Origin of the sequence: Streptomyces coeruleorubidus, assembly GCF_008705135.1 — a bacterium.
GTDB classification, from domain to species: domain Bacteria; phylum Actinomycetota; class Actinomycetes; order Streptomycetales; family Streptomycetaceae; genus Streptomyces; species Streptomyces coeruleofuscus.
Genome location: NZ_CP023694.1, coordinates 7,654,178 through 7,672,913 on the forward strand (window position 1 = coordinate 7,654,178; position 18,736 = coordinate 7,672,913).

At 71.6% G+C, this 18,736-nt stretch carries 17 protein-coding genes and 2 pseudogenes; 9 read left to right on the forward strand and 10 right to left on the reverse strand.

Annotated features, from left to right (window positions below):
• Positions 1-81: 81 nt before the first annotated feature.
• Complete coding sequence (locus tag CP976_RS35265; RefSeq protein WP_190146822.1) at positions 82-891, reverse strand: TetR family transcriptional regulator; 810 nt, start codon at positions 889-891, stop codon at positions 82-84.
• Between the two features lie 115 nt (positions 892-1,006).
• Positions 1,007-2,812 carry a 3-hydroxyacyl-CoA dehydrogenase family protein gene (locus CP976_RS35270; RefSeq protein WP_150483967.1) on the reverse strand — a complete coding sequence of 602 codons (1,806 nt, stop codon included), beginning with the start codon at positions 2,810-2,812 and terminating at the stop codon, positions 1,007-1,009.
• 392 nt (positions 2,813-3,204) lie between these two features.
• Here CP976_RS35270 and CP976_RS35275 point away from each other — a divergent pair, with 392 nt between their 5' ends.
• Positions 3,205-3,780, forward strand: a complete 576-nt coding sequence (locus tag CP976_RS35275) for an adenylosuccinate lyase (protein ID WP_150483968.1) — start codon at positions 3,205-3,207, stop codon at positions 3,778-3,780.
• Between the two features lie 2 nt (positions 3,781-3,782).
• Here CP976_RS35275 and CP976_RS35280 read toward each other — a convergent pair whose 3' ends face one another.
• The 7 genes and pseudogenes from CP976_RS35280 to CP976_RS35310 form a co-directional block, all read right to left on the reverse strand.
• Entirely contained in the window at positions 3,783-4,286 is a 504-nt protein-coding gene (locus tag CP976_RS35280; protein WP_150483969.1) for a GNAT family N-acetyltransferase, read from the reverse strand.
• Positions 4,287-4,318: 32 nt separating this feature from the next.
• Positions 4,319-4,717: a RidA family protein gene (locus CP976_RS35285; RefSeq protein ID WP_150483970.1), complete on the reverse strand. Its 399-nt coding sequence runs from the start codon at positions 4,715-4,717 to the stop codon at positions 4,319-4,321.
• Positions 4,718-4,799: 82 nt separating this feature from the next.
• Positions 4,800-5,501: an SDR family oxidoreductase gene (locus CP976_RS35290; RefSeq protein WP_150483971.1), complete on the reverse strand. Its 702-nt coding sequence runs from the start codon at positions 5,499-5,501 to the stop codon at positions 4,800-4,802.
• 103 nt (positions 5,502-5,604) lie between these two features.
• Positions 5,605-6,174 carry a TetR/AcrR family transcriptional regulator gene (locus tag CP976_RS35295; protein ID WP_150483972.1) on the reverse strand — a complete coding sequence of 190 codons (570 nt, stop codon included), beginning with the start codon at positions 6,172-6,174 and terminating at the stop codon, positions 5,605-5,607.
• A gap of 71 nt (positions 6,175-6,245) precedes the next feature.
• Positions 6,246-6,701: pseudogene (locus tag CP976_RS35300) on the reverse strand (DUF3533 domain-containing protein); the annotation flags it as partial.
• Positions 6,702-6,760: 59 nt separating this feature from the next.
• The gene (locus tag CP976_RS35305; RefSeq protein WP_150483973.1) at positions 6,761-7,858 is read right to left on the reverse strand and encodes a 4Fe-4S binding protein; all 1,098 of its coding nucleotides are present in this window, start codon (positions 7,856-7,858) and stop codon (positions 6,761-6,763) included.
• Between the two features lie 156 nt (positions 7,859-8,014).
• The gene (locus CP976_RS35310) at positions 8,015-9,055 is read right to left on the reverse strand and encodes an Rv2578c family radical SAM protein (RefSeq protein WP_150483974.1); all 1,041 of its coding nucleotides are present in this window, start codon (positions 9,053-9,055) and stop codon (positions 8,015-8,017) included.
• Positions 9,056-9,226: 171 nt separating this feature from the next.
• On the opposite strand from CP976_RS35310, the gene CP976_RS35315 reads away from it, so the two are divergent.
• From CP976_RS35315 to CP976_RS43945, 3 genes and pseudogenes are all read left to right on the forward strand, one after another.
• Positions 9,227-9,670, forward strand: coding sequence for an SRPBCC family protein (locus CP976_RS35315; RefSeq protein ID WP_020276619.1), 444 nt, complete (start codon positions 9,227-9,229; stop codon positions 9,668-9,670).
• 156 nt (positions 9,671-9,826) lie between these two features.
• Positions 9,827-12,217 (forward strand): MFS transporter, encoded by a 2,391-nt coding sequence (locus CP976_RS35320; protein ID WP_150483975.1) that lies wholly within the window; start codon positions 9,827-9,829, stop codon positions 12,215-12,217.
• A 6-nt stretch (positions 12,218-12,223) separates the two neighbouring features.
• Positions 12,224-12,319 (forward strand): annotated as a pseudogene (locus CP976_RS43945) (SAM-dependent methyltransferase); the annotation flags it as partial.
• Between the two features lie 34 nt (positions 12,320-12,353).
• Here CP976_RS43945 and CP976_RS35330 read toward each other — a convergent pair.
• Positions 12,354-13,535, reverse strand: coding sequence for a CdaR family transcriptional regulator (locus CP976_RS35330; RefSeq protein ID WP_150483976.1), 1,182 nt, complete (start codon positions 13,533-13,535; stop codon positions 12,354-12,356).
• Positions 13,536-13,789: 254 nt separating this feature from the next.
• On the opposite strand from CP976_RS35330, the gene CP976_RS35335 reads away from it, so the two are divergent.
• The 5 genes from CP976_RS35335 (at position 13,790) to CP976_RS35355 (ending at position 18,697) form a co-directional block, all read left to right on the forward strand.
• Positions 13,790-14,671, forward strand: a complete 882-nt coding sequence (locus tag CP976_RS35335; protein ID WP_229875283.1) for a substrate-binding periplasmic protein — start codon at positions 13,790-13,792, stop codon at positions 14,669-14,671.
• A gap of 11 nt (positions 14,672-14,682) precedes the next feature.
• Positions 14,683-15,438 (forward strand): amino acid ABC transporter permease, encoded by a 756-nt coding sequence (locus tag CP976_RS35340; RefSeq protein ID WP_150483978.1) that lies wholly within the window; start codon positions 14,683-14,685, stop codon positions 15,436-15,438.
• A complete protein-coding gene (locus CP976_RS35345) occupies positions 15,435-16,229 on the forward strand; it encodes an amino acid ABC transporter ATP-binding protein (RefSeq protein ID WP_150483979.1) in 795 nt (264 codons plus the stop codon). The genes CP976_RS35340 and CP976_RS35345 overlap by 4 nt, the downstream gene beginning before the upstream one ends.
• A complete protein-coding gene (locus CP976_RS35350; protein ID WP_229875282.1) occupies positions 16,226-17,509 on the forward strand; it encodes an NAD(P)/FAD-dependent oxidoreductase in 1,284 nt (427 codons plus the stop codon). Before CP976_RS35345 ends, CP976_RS35350 begins: the two co-directional genes overlap by 4 nt.
• Positions 17,510-17,605: 96 nt before the next feature.
• Entirely contained in the window at positions 17,606-18,697 is a 1,092-nt protein-coding gene (locus CP976_RS35355; protein ID WP_229875280.1) for an SGNH/GDSL hydrolase family protein, read from the forward strand.
• The last annotated feature ends 39 nt before the right edge of the window (positions 18,698-18,736 follow it).

Consider the following 18,736-nt stretch of genomic DNA (forward strand, 5'->3'; position numbering starts at 1 on the left):
CTCAAAACGGCTCCTGGCATGCCAAAACGGCCACCCCGAGGGGTGGCCGTCATCACAGGGAGATCACACGGAGAAGGGGACTCAGCGCTCCTTGAGGGCCTGCTCGATCGTCCGCATGACCTCGTCCAGCGGGGCGTCGGTACGGGCGACGGTCACCAGCACCTCGCCCTGCGCCGAGGCCGTGGCCGCGGCCGGCTGCGGCTCCGTGGAGCGCCCGGCCCCGATGCCCGTGCCGAACGTCTTGCGCACGATCGCGAAGGCGTGGTCCAGCTGCGCCTCCACGTCCCCCTGTCCGCCCGCCCGCAGCCAGCGCCGCAGGACGTGGTTGTGGGCGGTGACCACGGCGGACGCGGCGACCTCCGCCAGCAGCGGGTCGTCGTTGGCGTCGTCGGCGTGCGCGCGCTCGTCGAAGTGGCCGAGGAGGTAGCGGGTGAACAGGCGCTCGTAGCGGGCCACCGACGCGATCTCCGCCTCGCGCAGGGTGGGCACCTCGCGCGTCAGCTTGTAGCGGGCGACCGAGATCTCCGGACGGGCCGCGTACATCTTCATGACTTCCTTGATGCCGCGGCACACCGTGTCGAGCGGATGCTCGTGCGCGGGCGCGGCGTTGAGCACCGCCTCGGCCCGGACCAGGGTGTCGTCGTGGTCGGGGAAGATCGCCTCTTCCTTGGAGCGGAAGTGGCGGAAGAACGTGCGGCGGGCGACCCCGGCCGCGGCCGCGATCTCGTCGACGGTGGTCGCCTCGTACCCCTTGGTCGCGAACAGCTCCATCGCGGCGGCCGCCAGTTCCCGGCGCATCTTGAGCCGCTGGGCGGCGGCGCGAGAGCCTGCGGCACTTTCCGGCGGGTCGGTCGTAACCGTTGTACGTGAGGACTTGGCGGGCTGGGACATGCCCTGAACGTACTGCATGTGCGCAGCTCGCTGCGCGTGACCTGGTTCGTGGAACCGGTCCGGGCCGAGCAGGCCGCCCCACTCCGCGCCGGACCGGAACCAGTCGCCGGGACCCTCAGCGCTTGGCATATTCGCGGAAGCCACGGCCCGTCTTGCGGCCGAGGCAGCCCGCGGCCACCAGGTGCTCCAGGAGCGGTGCCGGGGCGAGCCCCGGGTCGCGGAACTCGCGGTGCAGGACCTTCTCGATGGCGAGCGAGACGTCGAGCCCGACGACGTCCAGCAGCTCGAACGGGCCCATCGGGTAACCCCCGCCCAGCTTCATCGCCGCGTCGATGTCGTCGAGCGACGCGTAGTGCTCCTGCACCATCTTGATCGCGTTGTTCAGGTACGGGAAGAGCAGCGCGTTCACGATGAAGCCCGCCCGGTCTCCGCAGTCGACCGCGTGCTTCCTGATCCGGCCGCAGACCTCGCGGACCGTCGCGTGGACGTCGTCGGCCGTCAGCACCGTGCGGACGACCTCGACCAGCTTCATGGCCGGGGCCGGGTTGAAGAAGTGCATGCCGATCACGTCCTGCGGGCGCGAGGTGGCCCGGGCGCAGGCCACGACCGGCAGGGACGAGGTGGTGGTGGCCAGCACCGCGCCCGGCTTGCAGACCTTGTCCAGCGCGGCGAACAGCTGCCGCTTGACCTCCAGGTCCTCGGCGACGGCCTCCACGGCCAGGTCGACGTCGGCGAAGGCGTCGTACGAGCCCGCCGGAGTGATCCGGTCCAGGGTCTGCGCTGCGGCCTCGGCGGTCATCCGGCCCTTGTCGACCGAGCGGGACAGGGACTTGCCGATGCGGGCCTTCGCGGTCTGGGCCTTCTCCTCGCTGCGGGCGGCGAGGACGACCTCATACCCGGCCTTGGCGAAGACCTCGGCGATACCGGAGGCCATGGTGCCCGAGCCCGCGACGCCGACGGAACGGACCTCCCGGCCGGGGACGGGGTTGCCGCCCTCCAGCGGGGTCAGCGCGTCCCGGACGACGGTGCCGCTGCCCGGCGTCTCGTACGTGTAGAACCCGCGTCCCGCCTTGCGGCCGGTCAGGCCCGCCTCGCTCAGCTGCTTGAGGATCGGCGCCGGGGCGTGCAACCGGTCGCGGGACGCGGCGTACATCGCCTCCAGGACGGTGCGCGCGGTGTCGACCCCGATCATGTCGAGCAGTGCCAGCGGGCCCATGGGCAGGCCGCAGCCCAGCCGCATCGCGGCGTCGATGTCCTCGCGGGAGGCGTACTTCGCCTCGTACATCGCGGCGGCCTGGTTGAGGTAGCCGAACAGCAGCCCGTCGGCGACGAACCCGGGGCGGTCGCCGACCGCGACGGGCTCCTTGCCCAGGTCGAGGGCGAGATCGGTGACGGCCGTGACGGCCGCCGGCGCGGTCAGCACCGAGGAGACGATCTCGACCAGGCGCATCGCCGGGGCCGGGTTGAAGAAGTGCAGGCCCAGCACCCGCTCCGGACGGGCCGAGTCGGCGGCGAGCCGCGTGACGGACAGGGCGTTGGTGCCGGTCGCCATGATCGTCTCGGGCCGCACGATCCCGTCCAGCTCCCGGAAGATCTGCTGCTTGATCTCGTACGACTCCGGCGCGACCTCGATGACGAGGTCGGCGTCGGCCGCGGCCCGCAGGTCGGTGGAGGTGCGGACGCGGTCCAGGATCTCCGCGCGGTCCTGCTCGGTCAGCCGCCCGCGCTCGACGCCACGGGCGGTGGAGGACTCCAGGGCGGCGACGCACTTCGCCGCCTGGGCCTCGCTGATGTCGATGCCGACGACCTCGCGGCCGGCCTTGGCGAGGACCTCGGCGATGCCGGTGCCCATCGTGCCGAGGCCGACGACTGCGATGGTGCGCAGCGGGGACAGGGACGGGTCGGAAAGGGGAGTGGCCATCGCGGGACTCCTGGAATGAGGGTGACGACTTCGGAACGCGCCCGGGTGCGCCGAAGACGGACCGGCGTGAGCCGGGCCCCGGGCGCACCGGGTACGTGAGGAATGCGGGTGTTGGCCGGGCTGCGAGCGCACACGCCCGGTGCCGTCGCCGCGGGCGTGCACACGCCCGGGGAACGGCGGGTCCGACCGGCCCTGTCCCGGGGCCGAGCCGTACTGCGGTACCTGAAGTACCGAACCGACTGCTCTCACGACGGCCGCGTCACCAGACCGCCGCGAGGAATACGAGTGGGTAACTCGCTCGTCTGAGCTTAACTCGCGGGTAACGAGCGCGCCAGCCCTCGTGTTTGTGATGTACGTCCCGAGCAGCTCGCGGCGCCTCTAATCTCTCAGTCATGGACGAAGAGTTGCGATCACTCACGGAGCGCTTACGGCAGGAGTCGGGGGCGTCGCCCGCCTTCGAGCGGCTCGTGGCGACCGACGACCTCGACGCCCTGGCCGCGGTGCTGACCGAACCCGGGCAGCCCTTGTGGGCGAGGGAGCTCGCCGCCTTCCGGCTGGGACTCGCCGAGGACCGGCGGGCCTTCGAGTCCCTGGTGCTGCTGCTCAACCACCGTGACCCGCCGCGCTGCGCTTCCGCCGCCTACGCCCTCGCCCGCCTGGGCGACCCGCGTACCGCCCGCGCGGCCGCCGCCCTCGCCACCAACGAACTGCGCGTCGCCTACGCCCTCCACCCCGTCCGGCTGCTGGTCGAACTGCGCGCCCCGGAGGCGGTGCCCGCCCTGATCACCACTCTCCAGCGACGGCTGCGCCCGCACGACCCGTACCGCCGCGTGGCCCTCGCCTGCGTGGACGGGCTCGGCACGCTGGGCGACACCCGGGCCAGACCCGTGCTGAACGAGGCCCTCGCGCATCCGGTGCTGGCGGAGGCGGCGGTGCGGGCACTGGGGCGGATTCCGAAGCAGAGGTGAGATCAGCGGGGGAGTGCGCGTGCGTACCGCACCTCAGGGACCGTGACACCGTCCACCTCGAAGGGCTCCTCCGCGCCGTCCGCCTCGAAGCCGGCCCGTTCGTAGAACCGGCGGGCCCGGCCGTTCTCCTTGAGGACCCACAGGAGCAGACGGCCGTGGCCCGCGGCGGCGCAGCGCGCGACGGCCTCCGCGAGCAGGGCCTGCCCCGTGCCCCGTCCCAGGTGTTCCGGATGGACGTAGATGGCGTACAACTCGGCGTCGCCGGTGACGACTTCGCCGCCCCGGTACGGTCCGTGGCAGGCCCAGCCCACGACCTCGCCGCCGGTGTCCTCGGCGACCAGGTTCACCACGCTGCCGTCGGCCTGCGCCAGGCGCCCGCGACGACGCTCGGCGTCCTCCTCGACGCTGAGCCCGTCCAGGTACGACTGCGGTATCAGCCCCCGGTACGCGGTCTGCCAGCCGCGGATGCGGATCTCCGCGACGCGGTCGCAGTCGGCGAGCGTCATCTCCCGTATCGGAAGCGCCCTTGTCGAGGAGTTCACTCCGCCACCACCGCGAAAGCCTCGACCTCCAGCAGGAATTCGGGCCGGACCAGCCCAGTGACCCGCACCGCCGACGCGGCCGGCAGCCGGTCGTCGGGTATGTGCTCGGCACGGGCCGCCCGGATGGCGGGCATATGGGCCATGTCCGTGACGAAGTAGGTGAGTTTGACGACGTCGTCGAAGGTCGCCCCGGCGGCGGCCAGGCAGCGCCGGAGGTTCTCGAAGACCTGACGGGCCTGCGCCACCGGGTCGCCCTCTCCGACCGGCCGGCCCTGCTCGTCGAGGGCGAGCTGCCCCGCGATCGCCACGAAACGGCCGGTGCCCATGACGACATGGCTGTACTGGGCCGCGGCGGCGACGCCGTCGGGCGCGGGAATCCTGGTCAGCTCACTCATCGGTCCATCGTGGACCATGGCACCGACGTGTGTGCTCAGAACCGGCCGCCGCCGGCTCCCGGGACCGGTTCCTTGCAAAGGCCTAGCGCTTCAGCTGGGCGTACATGGCTTCCAGGTCTGCGGACAGCTGCGACTTGATCCACCGGGAGGTGTCGTCGGCCAGTACCTCGTGCGCTCCTGCCTCGATGCCGTCGAGCGCGGCCACGGCGACGTCGCGGGGGTCGGCCTTGGGCGCGTCGATGCCCGACGTCATGTCGGTGTCCACGTAGGCGACATGGAGCCCGGTCACCGCGATGCCGCGCGGCTGCAACTCCAGGCGCAGGGAGTTGGTCTGCGACCACAGGGCGGCCTTGGAGGCGCTGTAGGGCGTGCCGTCGGCCAGCCATGACAGGGCGGAGTGGACGTTGAGGATGTGACCGCCGCCCCTGCGCTCGATGACCGGCGCGAAGGCCCGGGTGACCAGCAACGGGCCGTAGAAGTTGGTCTCCAGGTCCCGGCGCACCTCGTCCATCGGGGAGCCGAGGTACGAAGCGCCGACGGAGGCGCCGGCGTTGTTGATCAGGATGGTGACGTCCTGGGCCTGCTCGGCGGCGGCTGCCACGGATGCCGGGTCGGTGACGTCGAGCGCCAGCGCGACGGCGTCGGGGTGCGTCACCGAGCGCGGGTCGCGGGCCGTGGCGTAGACCTTGCCGGCACCGCGCGCGTAGAGCTCCTCGACCAGCACCTTGCCGATACCCCGGCTGCCTCCGGTGACGAAGACGACGGCGCCCTTGATCGCTGTCACGACTACCTCCAGAACATGGAAAACCGATCGGTTTCACCACCGTAAACCGATCGGTTTCCTTCTGCAAGTCGTGCCGGGTCGCCGTGTGGGCCTCCGGCGTGGATCAGCGCATGCCTGCCGCGTCGAGCAGGGTGTTCACGGTGGGCGCGACGAGCCCGGCCAGCCTGTCGGCCCCGATTCCCGCGCGGGCACTGGCGCCGTCGAACACCAGGCTGAGCTGCCGGGCCAGCAGGTCGGCGTCGCCCGCCCCGCCCAGTTCGGCCTCGGAACGGAAGAACTCCGTCAGGTTCGCCTTGATCCGGTGGGCCACCCGGCTCGCGGGGTGGTTCTGGTTCTTCAGCTCGATCTGAACAGCCAGGTACGGGCAGCCTCGGAACTCTGGTGTCCCCGCCTGCGACTCGACCTGCTCGAAGACGTGCAGGATCCGCTCGCGGGGTGACCGGCCGTCGTCCGCCGCGGGCAGGAGGGTCGCCACGAAGGCGGAGGCGCGCTCCTCCAGGCTCACTGCCAGCAGCTCGTCCTTGCTCTCGAAGAGCTGGTACAGGGAGCGCTTCGACACCCCCGCCGCCTTGCACAGCGCCTCGACGCCGATGCCGACACCGTCCCGGTAGGTGAGCGTGGCCGCCGCCTCCAGCAGCCGCTCTCTGGTACTTGCCTTCACCTCGGTGGTCATGCTGCGAGGTTAACTCGATGTGGAGGAAATGAAAACCGATCGGTTTCACAGTGTGCCGGGGCGGACGCCTCCTAGGCCGGGACGGCGGTCTTCGCGGGCTTGGTCTCGACCGGGATGCGGTGCATCCCCTTGCGGTCGTACCAGGCGGTCACGCCGAAACCGAACAGTGCGGCCACCGCGAGGCCGGCGCCCATCATCACCCAGCCCCGGGTCAGGCCCGCGTCGGCCTGGGCGTCGTAGTAGAGGATCGAGCGGAGGCCGCCGGTGATCTGCCGCAGCGGCTCGAACTCCGCGAGGAAGCGGTAGAAGCCGGGGAGCGCCTCGATGGGGGTGGTGGCGCCGGCCGTCGGCACCGCCATCCCGATGAAGACCAGCGTGACCACCAGCATGCCGGGCGTGCCGAAGACGGCGAGGAGGGCGAGCGCGCCGATCCCGCACACCGCGATGGCGCACACCGAGTACAGCCACAGCAGCGGCAGATGGGCGGCGTGCATGCCCATGATGCCGATCGCGCCCGCCATGACCAAGGGGTCTGGCGCGCAGGACGCGGAAGGGGTGAATGCCGCTCATGACTTACTCCGGCGGATCAGGGCGTTCGCTTCGCCGGGGGCTGCCAGCCGCCGGTGACTTCCTTGACGGGCTTGTGGGGGAAGCGGCGCTGGGCGTATTCCTGAGCGGGTGAGCCCGGCAGGACGTAGAGGGTCTCCTTCTTGTCCTGGAGCGGTCGCAGCACGGTGTCCATGAACGTCTTGCGGTCCTCCAGGTACGGGCCCAGGACGTCCTCGCCGCCGGGGCAGACCGCCATGCAGTAGCCGGACTTGTAGCCGGGGGGCGAGGTCAGGCTCTGCCACATGGAGGCGCTCTCGGAGTCGGTGACCCGGGAGCGGTAGTCGGCGGCGTCCTCGCTGTCGGCCACGGTCTGCGCCCAGTCGGTGAACCCGCTCATGAACTCGCGGTAGTTGTGCGTGGTGCAGGCCAGCGCGTCGAACGCCCCGTCCTTGCTGATGGCGCCGACCGGGCAGGCGGCGACGCACAGCTTGCAGTCGATGCAGGGGTTGTAGTCCAGCGCCTGCCCGTACTCGCTCACCTCGGCGTCCACCAGGACGGTCGCCAGCAGGATGAAGTTGCCGAACTTCGGGTGGATGACGTTGCGGTGCAGGCCCATCACGCCGAGCCCCCCGGCCACCGCGACCGTCTTGTGCGCCACCACCCAGATCCGCTCGCTGGGGAAGTGGTCCATCTCCTGGGGGAAGCCGACCGAGGGATTGAGCGCGCGGTATCCGGCGTCCTGGAGTGCCTGGGTCACGCTGCGGGCGGCGTGGTTGGCCTGTTCGTCGGTCTGGTGGAACTCCTGGTTGGCCACGCTGCGGGCGGGGGAGCGGCAGTTGTCGCGGTTCATCCGGAACGCCATCGCGATCAGGGTGCGGGTGCCGGGCAGTGCGGACTGCGCGTGCTCGCGCTCGCCGGCCAGGTCGGGGTGGTCCAGGCTGACGGCGGCCGCGTCGTCCGCACCGGCCGCCAGGCACAGTTCGCGCAGCCAGGCCGCGTCGATCACCGCCGGCGGGCGCGCGACGTCACCGGCCGCACGCCGGGCGAGCAGGGCCCGCACCGACGGATGTGCGGCCAGCTTCGCCGGAAGCCTGAGTTCCGCCGACTGCCCCTCGACGCCGCGCGCGGTAGTCATCCGCCACTCCCTGGTAGACCTCGTTGCGGCTCGCCTCCAGGGCGAGAAACCGGTCGGTTTCGCCTCACTGTAAACCGATCGGTTTTCGACGCGCAAGGTCAAGCCGCCGCACGGGGGGGCTCGTGGAGAATTCCAGGGGTGTGCGGGCGCTCTGCCCTAGATGAGCGAGAGCTGAGTCGGCCCGGACACCGGCGGCTCCCCGGCCGGCTCGGGGGGCCGGATCCGGCGCGGCATCCCCGCGCGCGTGGGCCCGATGCCGTACTCCTCGGCCAGCTCGTGCACCTGACGGGTGATCCGGCGCTGGTACCACTTCGGGGCGTAGGAGCCCTCCGCGTAGAGCCGCTGGTAGCGCGCCACCAGGTGCGGATGGTGCTGTTCCAGCCAGGTCATGAACCACTCGCGGGCACCGGGCCGCAGATGCAGCACCAGCGGGGTGACGGACGTGGCGCCGGAGGCCGCTATCGCCCGCACGGTCGCCCGGAGTTGAGCCGGCTGGTCGCTGAGGAACGGGATCACCGGCGCCATCAGCACACCGCAGCCGATGCCGTGCTCGCCGAAGGTCCGTACGACCTCCAGGCGCCGCTCCGGCGCGGGCGTGCCCGGTTCGACGGTGCGCCACAGCTCCTGGTCGGTGAAGCCGACCGAGACGGAGATGCCCACGTCGGTCACCTCCGCGGCCTGCTTGATCAGGTCCAGGTCGCGCAGGATGAGCGTGCCCTTGGTCAGGATCGAGAAGGGGTTCGCGTGATCGCGCAGGGCCGAGATGATGCCCGGCATCAGGCGGTAGCGGCCCTCGGCACGCTGGTAGCAGTCCACGTTCGTTCCCATCGCGATGTGCTCGCCCTGCCAGCGGCGTGAGCCGAGCTGGCGGCGCAGCAGCTCCGGCGCGTTGATCTTGACCACGATCTGGGAGTCGAAGCCGAGGCCCGTGTCGAGGTCGAGGTAGCTGTGCGTCTTGCGCGCGAAGCAGTACACACACGCGTGTGAGCAGCCGCGATAGGGATTGACCGTCCACTGGAACGACATCCGGGAGACCGCCGGCACCCGGTTGATGATCGAGCGGGCCCGGATCTCGTGGAAGGTGATTCCACGGAACTCAGGCGTGTCGAACTGGACTGTTGTGACTGCGTCCACGCCGAACAGCGCGGAGTCGGCCCGGCTGTGTTCGGAGTCCTCTGTGAGGTTGTCCCAGCGCATGACGCCTCCTCGGTAGCACTGCCCACAGAATAGAACACATGTTCCCTTGATCGTGCGAGGGTGTTTTCCGAACGTGTTCGACCGGGTTGGGCGACCCCGATTTGGGTGGCCGGGCAGCGGGGTGGTTGGCTTGCCCCCAACCCCCGAGAAACCATGTCCTGGAGGAAAGCGATGGCGCAGGTCGAGGCCACTACGGAGCGGATCGTCGCGGCGGACGCGGAGACGGTGTTCGACGCCCTCGCCGACTACAGCGGCACGCGCGCGAAGCTGCTGCCCGAGCAGTTCAGCGAGTACGAGGTCCGGGAGGGCGGTGACGGCGAGGGCACCCTCGTCCACTGGAAGCTCCAGGCCACCAGCAAGCGCGTGCGCGACTGCCTCCTGGAGGTCAGCGAGCCCACCGACGGCGAGCTGGTCGAGAAGGACCGCAACTCCTCCATGGTCACCACCTGGCGCGTCACCCCGGCCGGTGACGGCAAGTCCCGGGTCGTCGTGACCACCACCTGGACCGGCGCAGGGGGTATCGGCGGCTTCTTCGAGAAGACCTTCGCGCCCAAGGGTCTCGGCCGGATCTACGACGCGCTGCTCGCCCGGCTCGCCGCCGAGGTCGAGAAGTAGCCTCCCTCAAACCGGGAATTTCCAGGGGCCGTTGTGGCCCTCACCGGTTCGGGTGATCTCCGTTCGGCTCCGACGTGTGCCGTAACTCGTCGCGCTTGCTCGTAGTTGTCGCTTTTACGCGGGAATTGTGCGGCAGCGCGACGAGGGGAGCGGTAGGTGGGCGGGATCACTCTGGCGCAGGACGAACCGGCGGTGGCACCTCCCGAACCTCCCTCCCCGCCACCGGCCCCGACCGCCGAACTGAGCCCGCGCAGGGTGCGGTTGGTCTTCGTCGCACTCATGCCGGCCCTGCTCCTCGCCGCCCTGGAGCAGATGATCGTCGCCACGGCGCTCCCGAAGATCGTCGGTGAGCTGCACGGCCTGGACCGGATGTCCTGGGCGATCACCGCCTACCTGCTCACCGCCACCGTCGGACTGCCGATCTACGGCAAACTGGGCGACCTCCTCGGCCGCAAGGGCGTCTTCCAGTTCGCGATCGTCGTCTTCGTGGCCGGATCGGCGCTCGCGGGCCGGGCGCAGACCATGGACCAGTTGATCGCCTTCCGGGCCCTCCAAGGCGTCGGTGCGGGCGGGCTCATGATCGGTGTCCAGACGATCATCGCGGACATCGTGCCCGCCCAGCGGCGCGGCCGCTACATGGGCCTGATCGGCGCCGCCTTCGGACTCGCCTCCGTGGCCGGACCCCTGCTCGGCGGCTACTTCACCGACCACCTCTCCTGGCGCTGGTGCTTCTACGTCAACGTGCCCGTCGGCCTGGCCACGCTGGTCGTCGTCGCCGTCGCGCTGAAGCTCCCGAAACCGGCCGGCAAGGCCCGGCTGGACATCCTCGGCGCGTTGCTGCTCACCGCGGCCTCCACCTGCCTGGTCCTGCTGACCAGTTGGGGCGGCACCACGTACGCCTGGGACTCGCGGATGATCCTCGGTCTCGGCGCGGGAGCGGCCGTGGCGATCCTCCTCTTCCTCGTCGCCGAGCGCTTCGCGGCCGAACCCCTCATCCCGCTGCGGCTGTTCAGGGACTCCGTCTTCAACGTCACCGGTCTGATCGGCCTGGTGGCCGGGGCCGGGCTGTTCGGCGCCGCCAGCTATCTGCCGACCTACCTCCAGATGGTCGACGGGGCCTCCGCCACCGAGTCGGGCCTGCTCATGCTGCCCATGATGGCCGGCATCGTCGGCGCCTCGATCATCGCCGGACAGCTCATCAGCCACACCGGCCGCTACAAGGCCTACCCGATCCTCGGCGGCGCCCTCTCCGTCGCCGGCATGTGGCTGCTGTCCCGCCTCGACGCCGACACGCCCCGGCTGCACTACAGCATCTGGATGGCCGTCCTCGGTGCCGGCATCGGCATGGTGATGCCGGTACTGATCCTCGCCGTGCAGAACTCGGTGCGCCCGGCCGACCTCGGCACCGCCACGAGCGCCAACAACTACTTCCGGCAGATCGGCGGCAGCGTGTCAGCCGCCGTCCTCGGCACCCTCCTCGCCGGCCGGCTCGCCGACGCCCTGGCCCGCGACCTGCCCACGCGTGCGGACGACCGGCTCCCCGACCCCGCGTCCATCACCCCGCAGCTCGTGCACGGCCTGCCCCCGGCGCTGCGCGAGGGCTACATCGGGGCGTACGCCGACGCCATGCCGCGGATCTTCCTCTACCTGGTGCCGGTGCTGGCCCTCGGGCTGGTCATCGCCCTCTTCCTCAAGGAGAAACCCCTGGTGTCCCACCACGCATCCGTCACCGACCCGGACACGGCGCCCGGGAGCACCCCGATCCCGCAGGCCCGCGCTGCCCACAGCGCCGGGGTTCCCGTCTGCGGCTCGGTGCAGCACCACGACGGGACCGTCGTGCCCCGCGCGGCGCTCACGCTCATCGACGTCACCGGTCAGCAGACCGGGCGGGGCGCCAGCGGCGAGGACGGGCGCTACGCGCTGGCCACCCCGGGCCCCGGCGCGTACGTGCTGATCGCCGCCGCGGGCGGCCACCAGCCGCAGGCGGTCTCCGTGACCGTCGGCGAACGCCCCGTCGAACTGGACATCGTCCTGGGCGGTGCGGGGAGCCTGGTCGGCAGCGTGGTCACCGCCGACGGCACCCCCGTACGGGACGCCGGCGTCACGCTCACCAATGTGCACGGCGAGGTCGTGGCCACCACCCGCAGCGGCCGCGAGGGCGGTTACGTCATCACCGATCTGGTGGCCGGCGAGTACACCCTCGCCGCCAGCGCCCCCGCCTTCCGCCCGGCCGCGCTCCCCGTCACCGTCCAGGCCGCCCGCGAGACCCGCCGGGACATCGAACTGGCCGGCGGCGCAGTCCTGCGCGGCACCGTCCGGGCGGGCGGCGGCCGGCCCGTCGAGGACGCGCGCGTCACCCTGCTGGACGTCGCCGGCAACGTCGTCGACACGCTCACCACCGGCCCCGACGGCACGTTCCGGTTCGTCGACCTGTCCTCCGGCGAGTACACCGTCATCGCCGCCGGTTACCCGCCCGTCGCCACCGTGCTCCAGGTGGCCGGGGGCGGCCGCACCGAGCGGGACCTCCAGCTGGGACACGAGGACTGAAGCCGCATGGCGAGCGGCGAACCGCCCCTCGTCACCACGGAGTTCCACCCCGACGGTACGAGGATCGAGCTGCCCTCCACATGGCTGGTGGCGGGGCGTACGGCTTGGAGGTCCTTGAGAGGGACGAGACGGACGGTCAGCGGTCCGGGCCGCCCAGCCGGTCGGCCAGACACGCCAGGTACAGCGCCATGGCCGTCCGGTGCTCGCGCAGCGGGCGGCCGGTGAGCTGCTCGATCTTGTTCATGCGGTAGACGACGGTATTGCGGTGGATGTGCAGCGCCGCGGACGCCCGTACGAGGTTGAATCCGCTCTCGCACCACGCGGTGATCGTGTCCCGGAGGGCCGGCCAGTCCGGCTGCTCCCGCAGCCGCGCGGCGGTCAGGTCGAGCAGCCGGGTGCGGGCGGACTGGCTCACCGCCGTCAGGAGCTGGTGGACCCGCAGATCGCCGATCGAGTGGACGGTGGAGCCGCCGTCCATCCGGGCGCCCAGGCGCAGCGCGTCGCACGCGTCCTGGTAGGAGTCGTGCAGGCCGCCGACGGACGTGGCCGGTTCGCCGATGCCCGCGCGGGCGGTGAGCCCGTCCTGGGCGGCGATGACGTCCGTGACCCGGCGGCAGTCGGCGGCCGGCGCGTCCGCCGGGGCCCGGGCCGGGAGCCGGTGCAGGACGCCGATCCAGCCGGGAGCCGTCCCGGCGACGATGTCCTGCGGGTCGGCGAAGACGTCCCGGACCGTACGCAGCAGCTCGGAGCGGACCAGCGCCACGTCCCGGGCCCGGGTGCCGCGGCGGGCGCCAGGGTCGGGCACCGTCACCTCGAACGCCACCGCGACCCGGCGCAGCCGCAGGTCGAAGCCGAGGTCGGCGGCCCGGAACTGCAGGAGGTCGCCCTCCACGACCAGCGGGTCGTAGGAGGCGATGTCGGTGAGCAGTTTCTCGGCCGCACGCTCGGCGAGCAGCCGGGAGCGCAGCATCACGGACTCCCGGATCAGGATCTCCGTCTGCCGCTTCACCAGCAGACCGAAGCGGCCCACCTGCGCGGGGGTGCCGGTGATCCCCACGGTTCCCACCGCCCGCCCGTCCGTGACCAGGGGCAGGGTGATCCCGGGCCGGACCCCGCGCAGCGACTGGGCCTGAGAGGCGTTGTGCGTGGCGGGTTCCTTGGTGCGGACGACCTCGACGGACGCCTCGTGGAAGGTGCCGACGCGGCTGCTGTCGCCGCTGCCGATGACCATGCCCTCCGCGTCGGTGATCAGCACGTTGAAGCCGATGACCGCGGAGGTGTCCCCGGCGATCTCCTGCGCGAGTGACGGGCTCAGCATGGGCGATTCCTCCCGCCAGGGGCGGTCCGGGTTGGACGCACCGTACAGGGGAGGCAGGGATTCCGGCGACAAGTTCGTACGAAGTGAACGGTGACGCGCGGCGGGCCTGTGCCTAGCGTATGGGCCCAATCACCTCCCCGCCGGGGGGCACCGGTGCCCGGTGAATCGGCGGGATCCTTCAGCACCGAGACGGAAGGCCCGAGCCGATGATCCGTGTGCGCTCGCTTGCTCTCGCTTTGTCCGCGATGCTCCTGATGTCCACCACCGCCTGCGGCTCGGGCGGGGACGACGCCCCGAAGAACGTGTCCGCCGAGACCGCCGCGCTGGGCACGCTCACGCCCGGCGTCATCAAGGTGGCCGTCCAGCCCTACGCGCCCTACACCAGCGTCCAGGGCGGCAGAATCGTCGGACTCGACGGCGACATCCTCGCCTACGCCGCCAAGAAGCTGGGCCTGAAGGTCGAGCCCGAGGTGGCGGACTTCGCCGGCATGCTCGCCGGGGTGCAGTCCCGCCGGGTCGACATCACCATCGGCGGCGTCGCCTGGTCCGCCGACCGGCAGAAGCAGGGGCTGTTCACCGATCCGCCCTACTACTCGCCCCCGGCGATGGCCGTCCGCAGCGGCAGGACGTACAAGACGGTCGGTGACCTGGAGGGCCTGAACCTGGGCACCGTCGAGGGCTACGTCTGGGTCAAGTCCATCCAGGCCGTGCCGGGTGGCAAGCTGCACGCCTACCCCGACGCCAACGGTGTCTTCGACGACCTGGGCGCGGGCCGGGTCGACGTCGGCTTCCTCGACCCGCTGATCATCATCGCGGCGCAGAAGCAGCGCCCGGAGCTGAAGATCGACACCCAGTACCTGACGCCGCCGACCGCCGCGCAGGTGAAGGCCAAGCCCGCCTACGCGTATTTCCAGCCGTACCAGACCGGCTTCTACCTGCCGAAGAAGGCCACGAAGCTGGAGCGGGCGATCTCCGCGCAGATCGACGCCATGTACAAGAACGGCGAGCTGGACAAGCTCGTCCGCAAGTACGGCGGCGACCCGAAGCAGTTCCTCGTGCCCGCCGCCGACGTCGCCACGGCCCGCCGCGGCGTGGACCGGCCCCAGGACTGGACGCCCCCGTCCATCGCCCAGTGAAAGCAGCCGCCATGTCCGGTCTCTTCGAGGTCCCCTGGTCCGACTACCGGCCCGATCTCATCGACGCGCTCGGGCGCACTGTGTCGTACACCGTCGTCAGCTTCTCGGGAGCGGTGCTGCTGGGCCTGGCCGTGGCGCTGCTCCGGCTCAGCAGGGCCTGGCCGGCGCGCGCCCTCGCCGCCGTCTACACCGAGGTGTTCAAGAACGTCCCGCTGCTCGCCATCATCTTCCTGACCTACTTCGGCCTCGCCTCGGCCGGGATCCGGCTGGACGTCTTCACGGCCGGCTGCCTCAGCCTGGTCGTCTTCTACGCCGCCTACCTGTCCGAGATCTTCCGCGCCGCGATCAGCGGCGTGCACGCCGGGCAGACCGAGGCCGGTGAGGCCCTGGGTGTCGGCAGGACCGGCATCTTCGGCCACATCGTCCTCCCGCAGGCCCTCCGCCTGGCCCTGCCCGGCACCAACACCATGCTCGTCGACCTGCTCAAGTCCACCTCGCTGCTGGTCACCGTCTCCGCCGCGGAGCTGATGTCCGAGGGGCGGCTCATCACCTCGGCCACCTTCCGGGCCCTGGAGGTGTACCTGGTCATCGCGGCGATCTACTTCGCCCTGTGCTACCCGCTGTCCCAGCTGCTGCTGCTCCTGGAGCGGAAGGTCCGGTCGGGAGTGCCCCTGTCGCCGTGGCGACGGCGGCGGCTGCGGGCGGCCCGCGCCCTGCTGGCCGCCGAGCCGGCCGCCGCCGTTCCCGTGAAGGAGGTTTCCGCATGACCGAGTCAGTGGCCTCGGCGACGCCCGCCGCCCGGGGCTCCTCCCAGGCCGTCATACGGATCGAGGGGCTGTGCAAGTCCTTCGACGGCCGGCTCGTGCTCGACCGGGTGAACCTGGAGGTCGGCCGGGGCAGCATCGTCAGCGTCATCGGGCAGAGCGGGGGCGGGAAGACGACCCTGATGCGCTGCGTGAACCTGCTGGAACGCCCGGACCAGGGCACCGTCGAGGTCGCCGGGGAGACCGTTCACCAGGGCGGCCGCATGGTCTGCCGCGACCTGCCCCGGCTGCGCCGCACGGTCGGCATGGTCTTCCAGCGGTTCCACCTGTTCCCGCACCTGACCGCCGTGGAGAACGTGGTGCTCGCGCAGCGCAAGGCGGGAGTGCCCGAAGCGCAGGCCCTGGAGCGGGCCGTGGCGCTGCTGCGCCGGGTCGGGGTGGCCCACCGCGCCCTCGCCCAGCCCGAGCAGCTCTCCGGCGGCGAGCAGCAGCGCGTCGCCATCGCGCGGGCCCTCGCCCTGAGGCCCGAGGTGCTGCTCTTCGACGAGCCCACCTCCTCCCTGGACCCCGAGGCGACCCGGGAGGTGCTGAGCGTGATGCGCGAACTGGCCGCCGACGGGATGACGATGCTGCTCGTCACCCACGAGCTGCCCTTCGCCCGGGAGGTGTCCGACCACGTCGTGTTCGTCGACGGCGGCCGGATCGTGGAGGAGGGCCGGCCCGAGGACGTCCTGGACACTCCCGCCGAGGCCCGTACCAGGGAGTTCCTCGCGTCGTACGGGAACGCGTCGTGAGCGCCGTGGCGGGTACGGCGGACCCGGTCGTCGTCGTGGGCGGCGGTGTGGTGGGGCTGTGCACGGCCTACTACCTGGCCGCCGCGGGGCTGCCGGTGGAGGTGGTCGAGCGGCGCCGGCTCGGGTCCGGGGCGTCCCGGGGCAACGCGGGCTGGGTGTGCCTCAGCCATTCGACGCCGGTGCCGGCCCCGGGCGTGGTGCGCTACGCCCTGCGCTCGCTGGGCCGCCCGGACTCCCCGCTCTATCTGCGGCCGCTTCCGGACCCGGCGTTCGTACGGTGGCTGTGGCGGTTCTGGCGCAGCAGCACACCGGCCGTCTTCAGGCGCGGCTACGCGGCGGTCGCCGAGCTGAACCGCGAGACCTTCGGCCTGTTCGACGGCATGCGCGAGGCCGGGGTGGACACGACGCTGACCCGGCCCGGGATGGTGCACGCCTTCCTGTCGCCGGCGGAGGCCCGGCACCACCTCGCGCTCCAGCGGGAGATGGCGGACGGGCACTACCCCGTGCCCGACGACATCGTCACGGGCACCGAGGCGCACCTGCTGGACGAGGCGCTGTCACCGGCCGTGCGCGCGGCCTACCTCGTGGCGGGGGAGGGGGTCGTCGACCCGGAGGCGTTCGCGCGTGCCCTCGGCGAGGCGCTGGCCGCCGCGGGTGTGAAGATCCACGAGAACGCCGAGGTCACCGGGTTCCGGTCGGCGGGCGGCCGGGTCACCGCCCTGCGCACCGCCGACACCGAACTGCCCTGTGCGGCGGTCGTCGTCGCCGCCGGCATGCGCTCGCCGGATCTGCTCGGGTTCCTGGGGCACCATCTGCCCCTCCAGGCCGGCAAGGGTTACAGCTTCTCCGTGGACCTGGATCCGGCGCCCCGGCACACGCTGTACTTCGGCGAGCGCCGGGCCGTCGCCTCACCGATCGGCGGCACCACGCGGATCGGCGGCACGATGGAGCTCAGCGGCAACAACAACCGTCTCGACTGGCGCCGTATCGTCGCGGTCGCCCTCGCGAGCCGGCACTACCTGGGCCGCTGGTTCGACGACCCCGACGACCTGGTCGGCCTGATCCGGGACCCCTGGGTCGGCGGGCGGCCGTTCCTGCCCGACGGGCTTCCGGTGATCGACCGCGTCCCGGGGCACGACAACGCCTTCGCGGCGACCGGCCACGGCATGCTCGGGGTCACCCTGGGCCCGGTCACCGGGCACCGGCTCGCCGAGTACGTCGTCACCGGGCGGCGGCCCGAGGCCCTCGTGCCCTTCGGCTTCGACCGGCTGCGGAGCTGAGCGCGACGCGGTCTGGTGGGCGGGGTTTTTGTCGGTGTACGGTCATGTCGTCCCGTTCCGTGCACCTGCCTCGTCCCCCGGAGGACAGTCATGCCGATGCCCTGGTTACGGATGCTGGTCGCGTCGACGGCGGCGATGGCACTGGCCGGCCCGACCGCGGTCGCCACCGCCGCCCCACCGGACCAGGACGGTGTGCGCGCAAGCGTGCACACCGCCGGGCGGGTCAAGGACGCCGGAGGCGTGCTCCAGTACAGCTGGCCCGGCGTGTACTTCGAGGGACGGTTCCGCGGCACCGGCGTGGGCGTCGTGCTCGACGACCCGGCCGCCGACTACGACGTCCAGATCGACGGAACCACCGCCGCGACCCTCGTCACGCCGGGAAGAACCACCCACTGGATCGACGGTCTGCGCGACGGGGTGCACACCGTCCGGCTCGTCAAGCGCAACGACACCCCCTGGAGCACCAGCTCGTTCGGCGGCTTCGTCGCCGCGCCCGGTGGTGCCGTCCTCGGCGGACCGGCCGCGCGCAGCCGCCAGATCGAGTTCGTCGGCGACTCCCTCACGGCGGGCTACGGCAACCTCTCGACCTCCCGCGACTGCACCGGCGAGCAGGTCCAGCGCACCACCAACGCCGACGTGAGTTACGGCGCCCTCACCGCCCGGCGGCTGCGCGCCGACTACCAGATCAACGCGTATTCGGGCCTGGGCATGGTGCGCAATTACAACGGCGGGACGCCGGAGGTGAACTACCGCACCTTCTACGATCGCGCGCTGCTGAACGTGCCCGGCGACGTCTGGCAGAACCCGGGCACCTGGCGGCCGAAGCTCGTCGTGGTCCACCTGGGCACCAACGACTTCTCGACGCCCGTCAACCCGGGCGAGCCATGGACGGACGAAAGCCTCGCCGCCGCCTACCGGAGCGCTTACGGCGACTTCATCCAGAAGCTGCGGGCGCGCTACGGAGCCGGGACGACCGTGGTGGCCGTCGGCGCCGGGCCGTTCGCCGGACACGTCGAGCAGGTAGTCAAGGAACGCACCGCCGCCGGCGATCGCCGGGTCCGCTACTGGCGCGTCGACGACACGGGCCTGGACCACACGGGCTGCCACTGGCACTACTCGGCCCGTGACAACCGCCTGCTCGCCGACCGGCTCACCGCGTTCATCACCGACCTGCCGATACGGTGGTGACATGTCGTAGCCGGTTACGCCCGCAGCGCGTAACGTGAC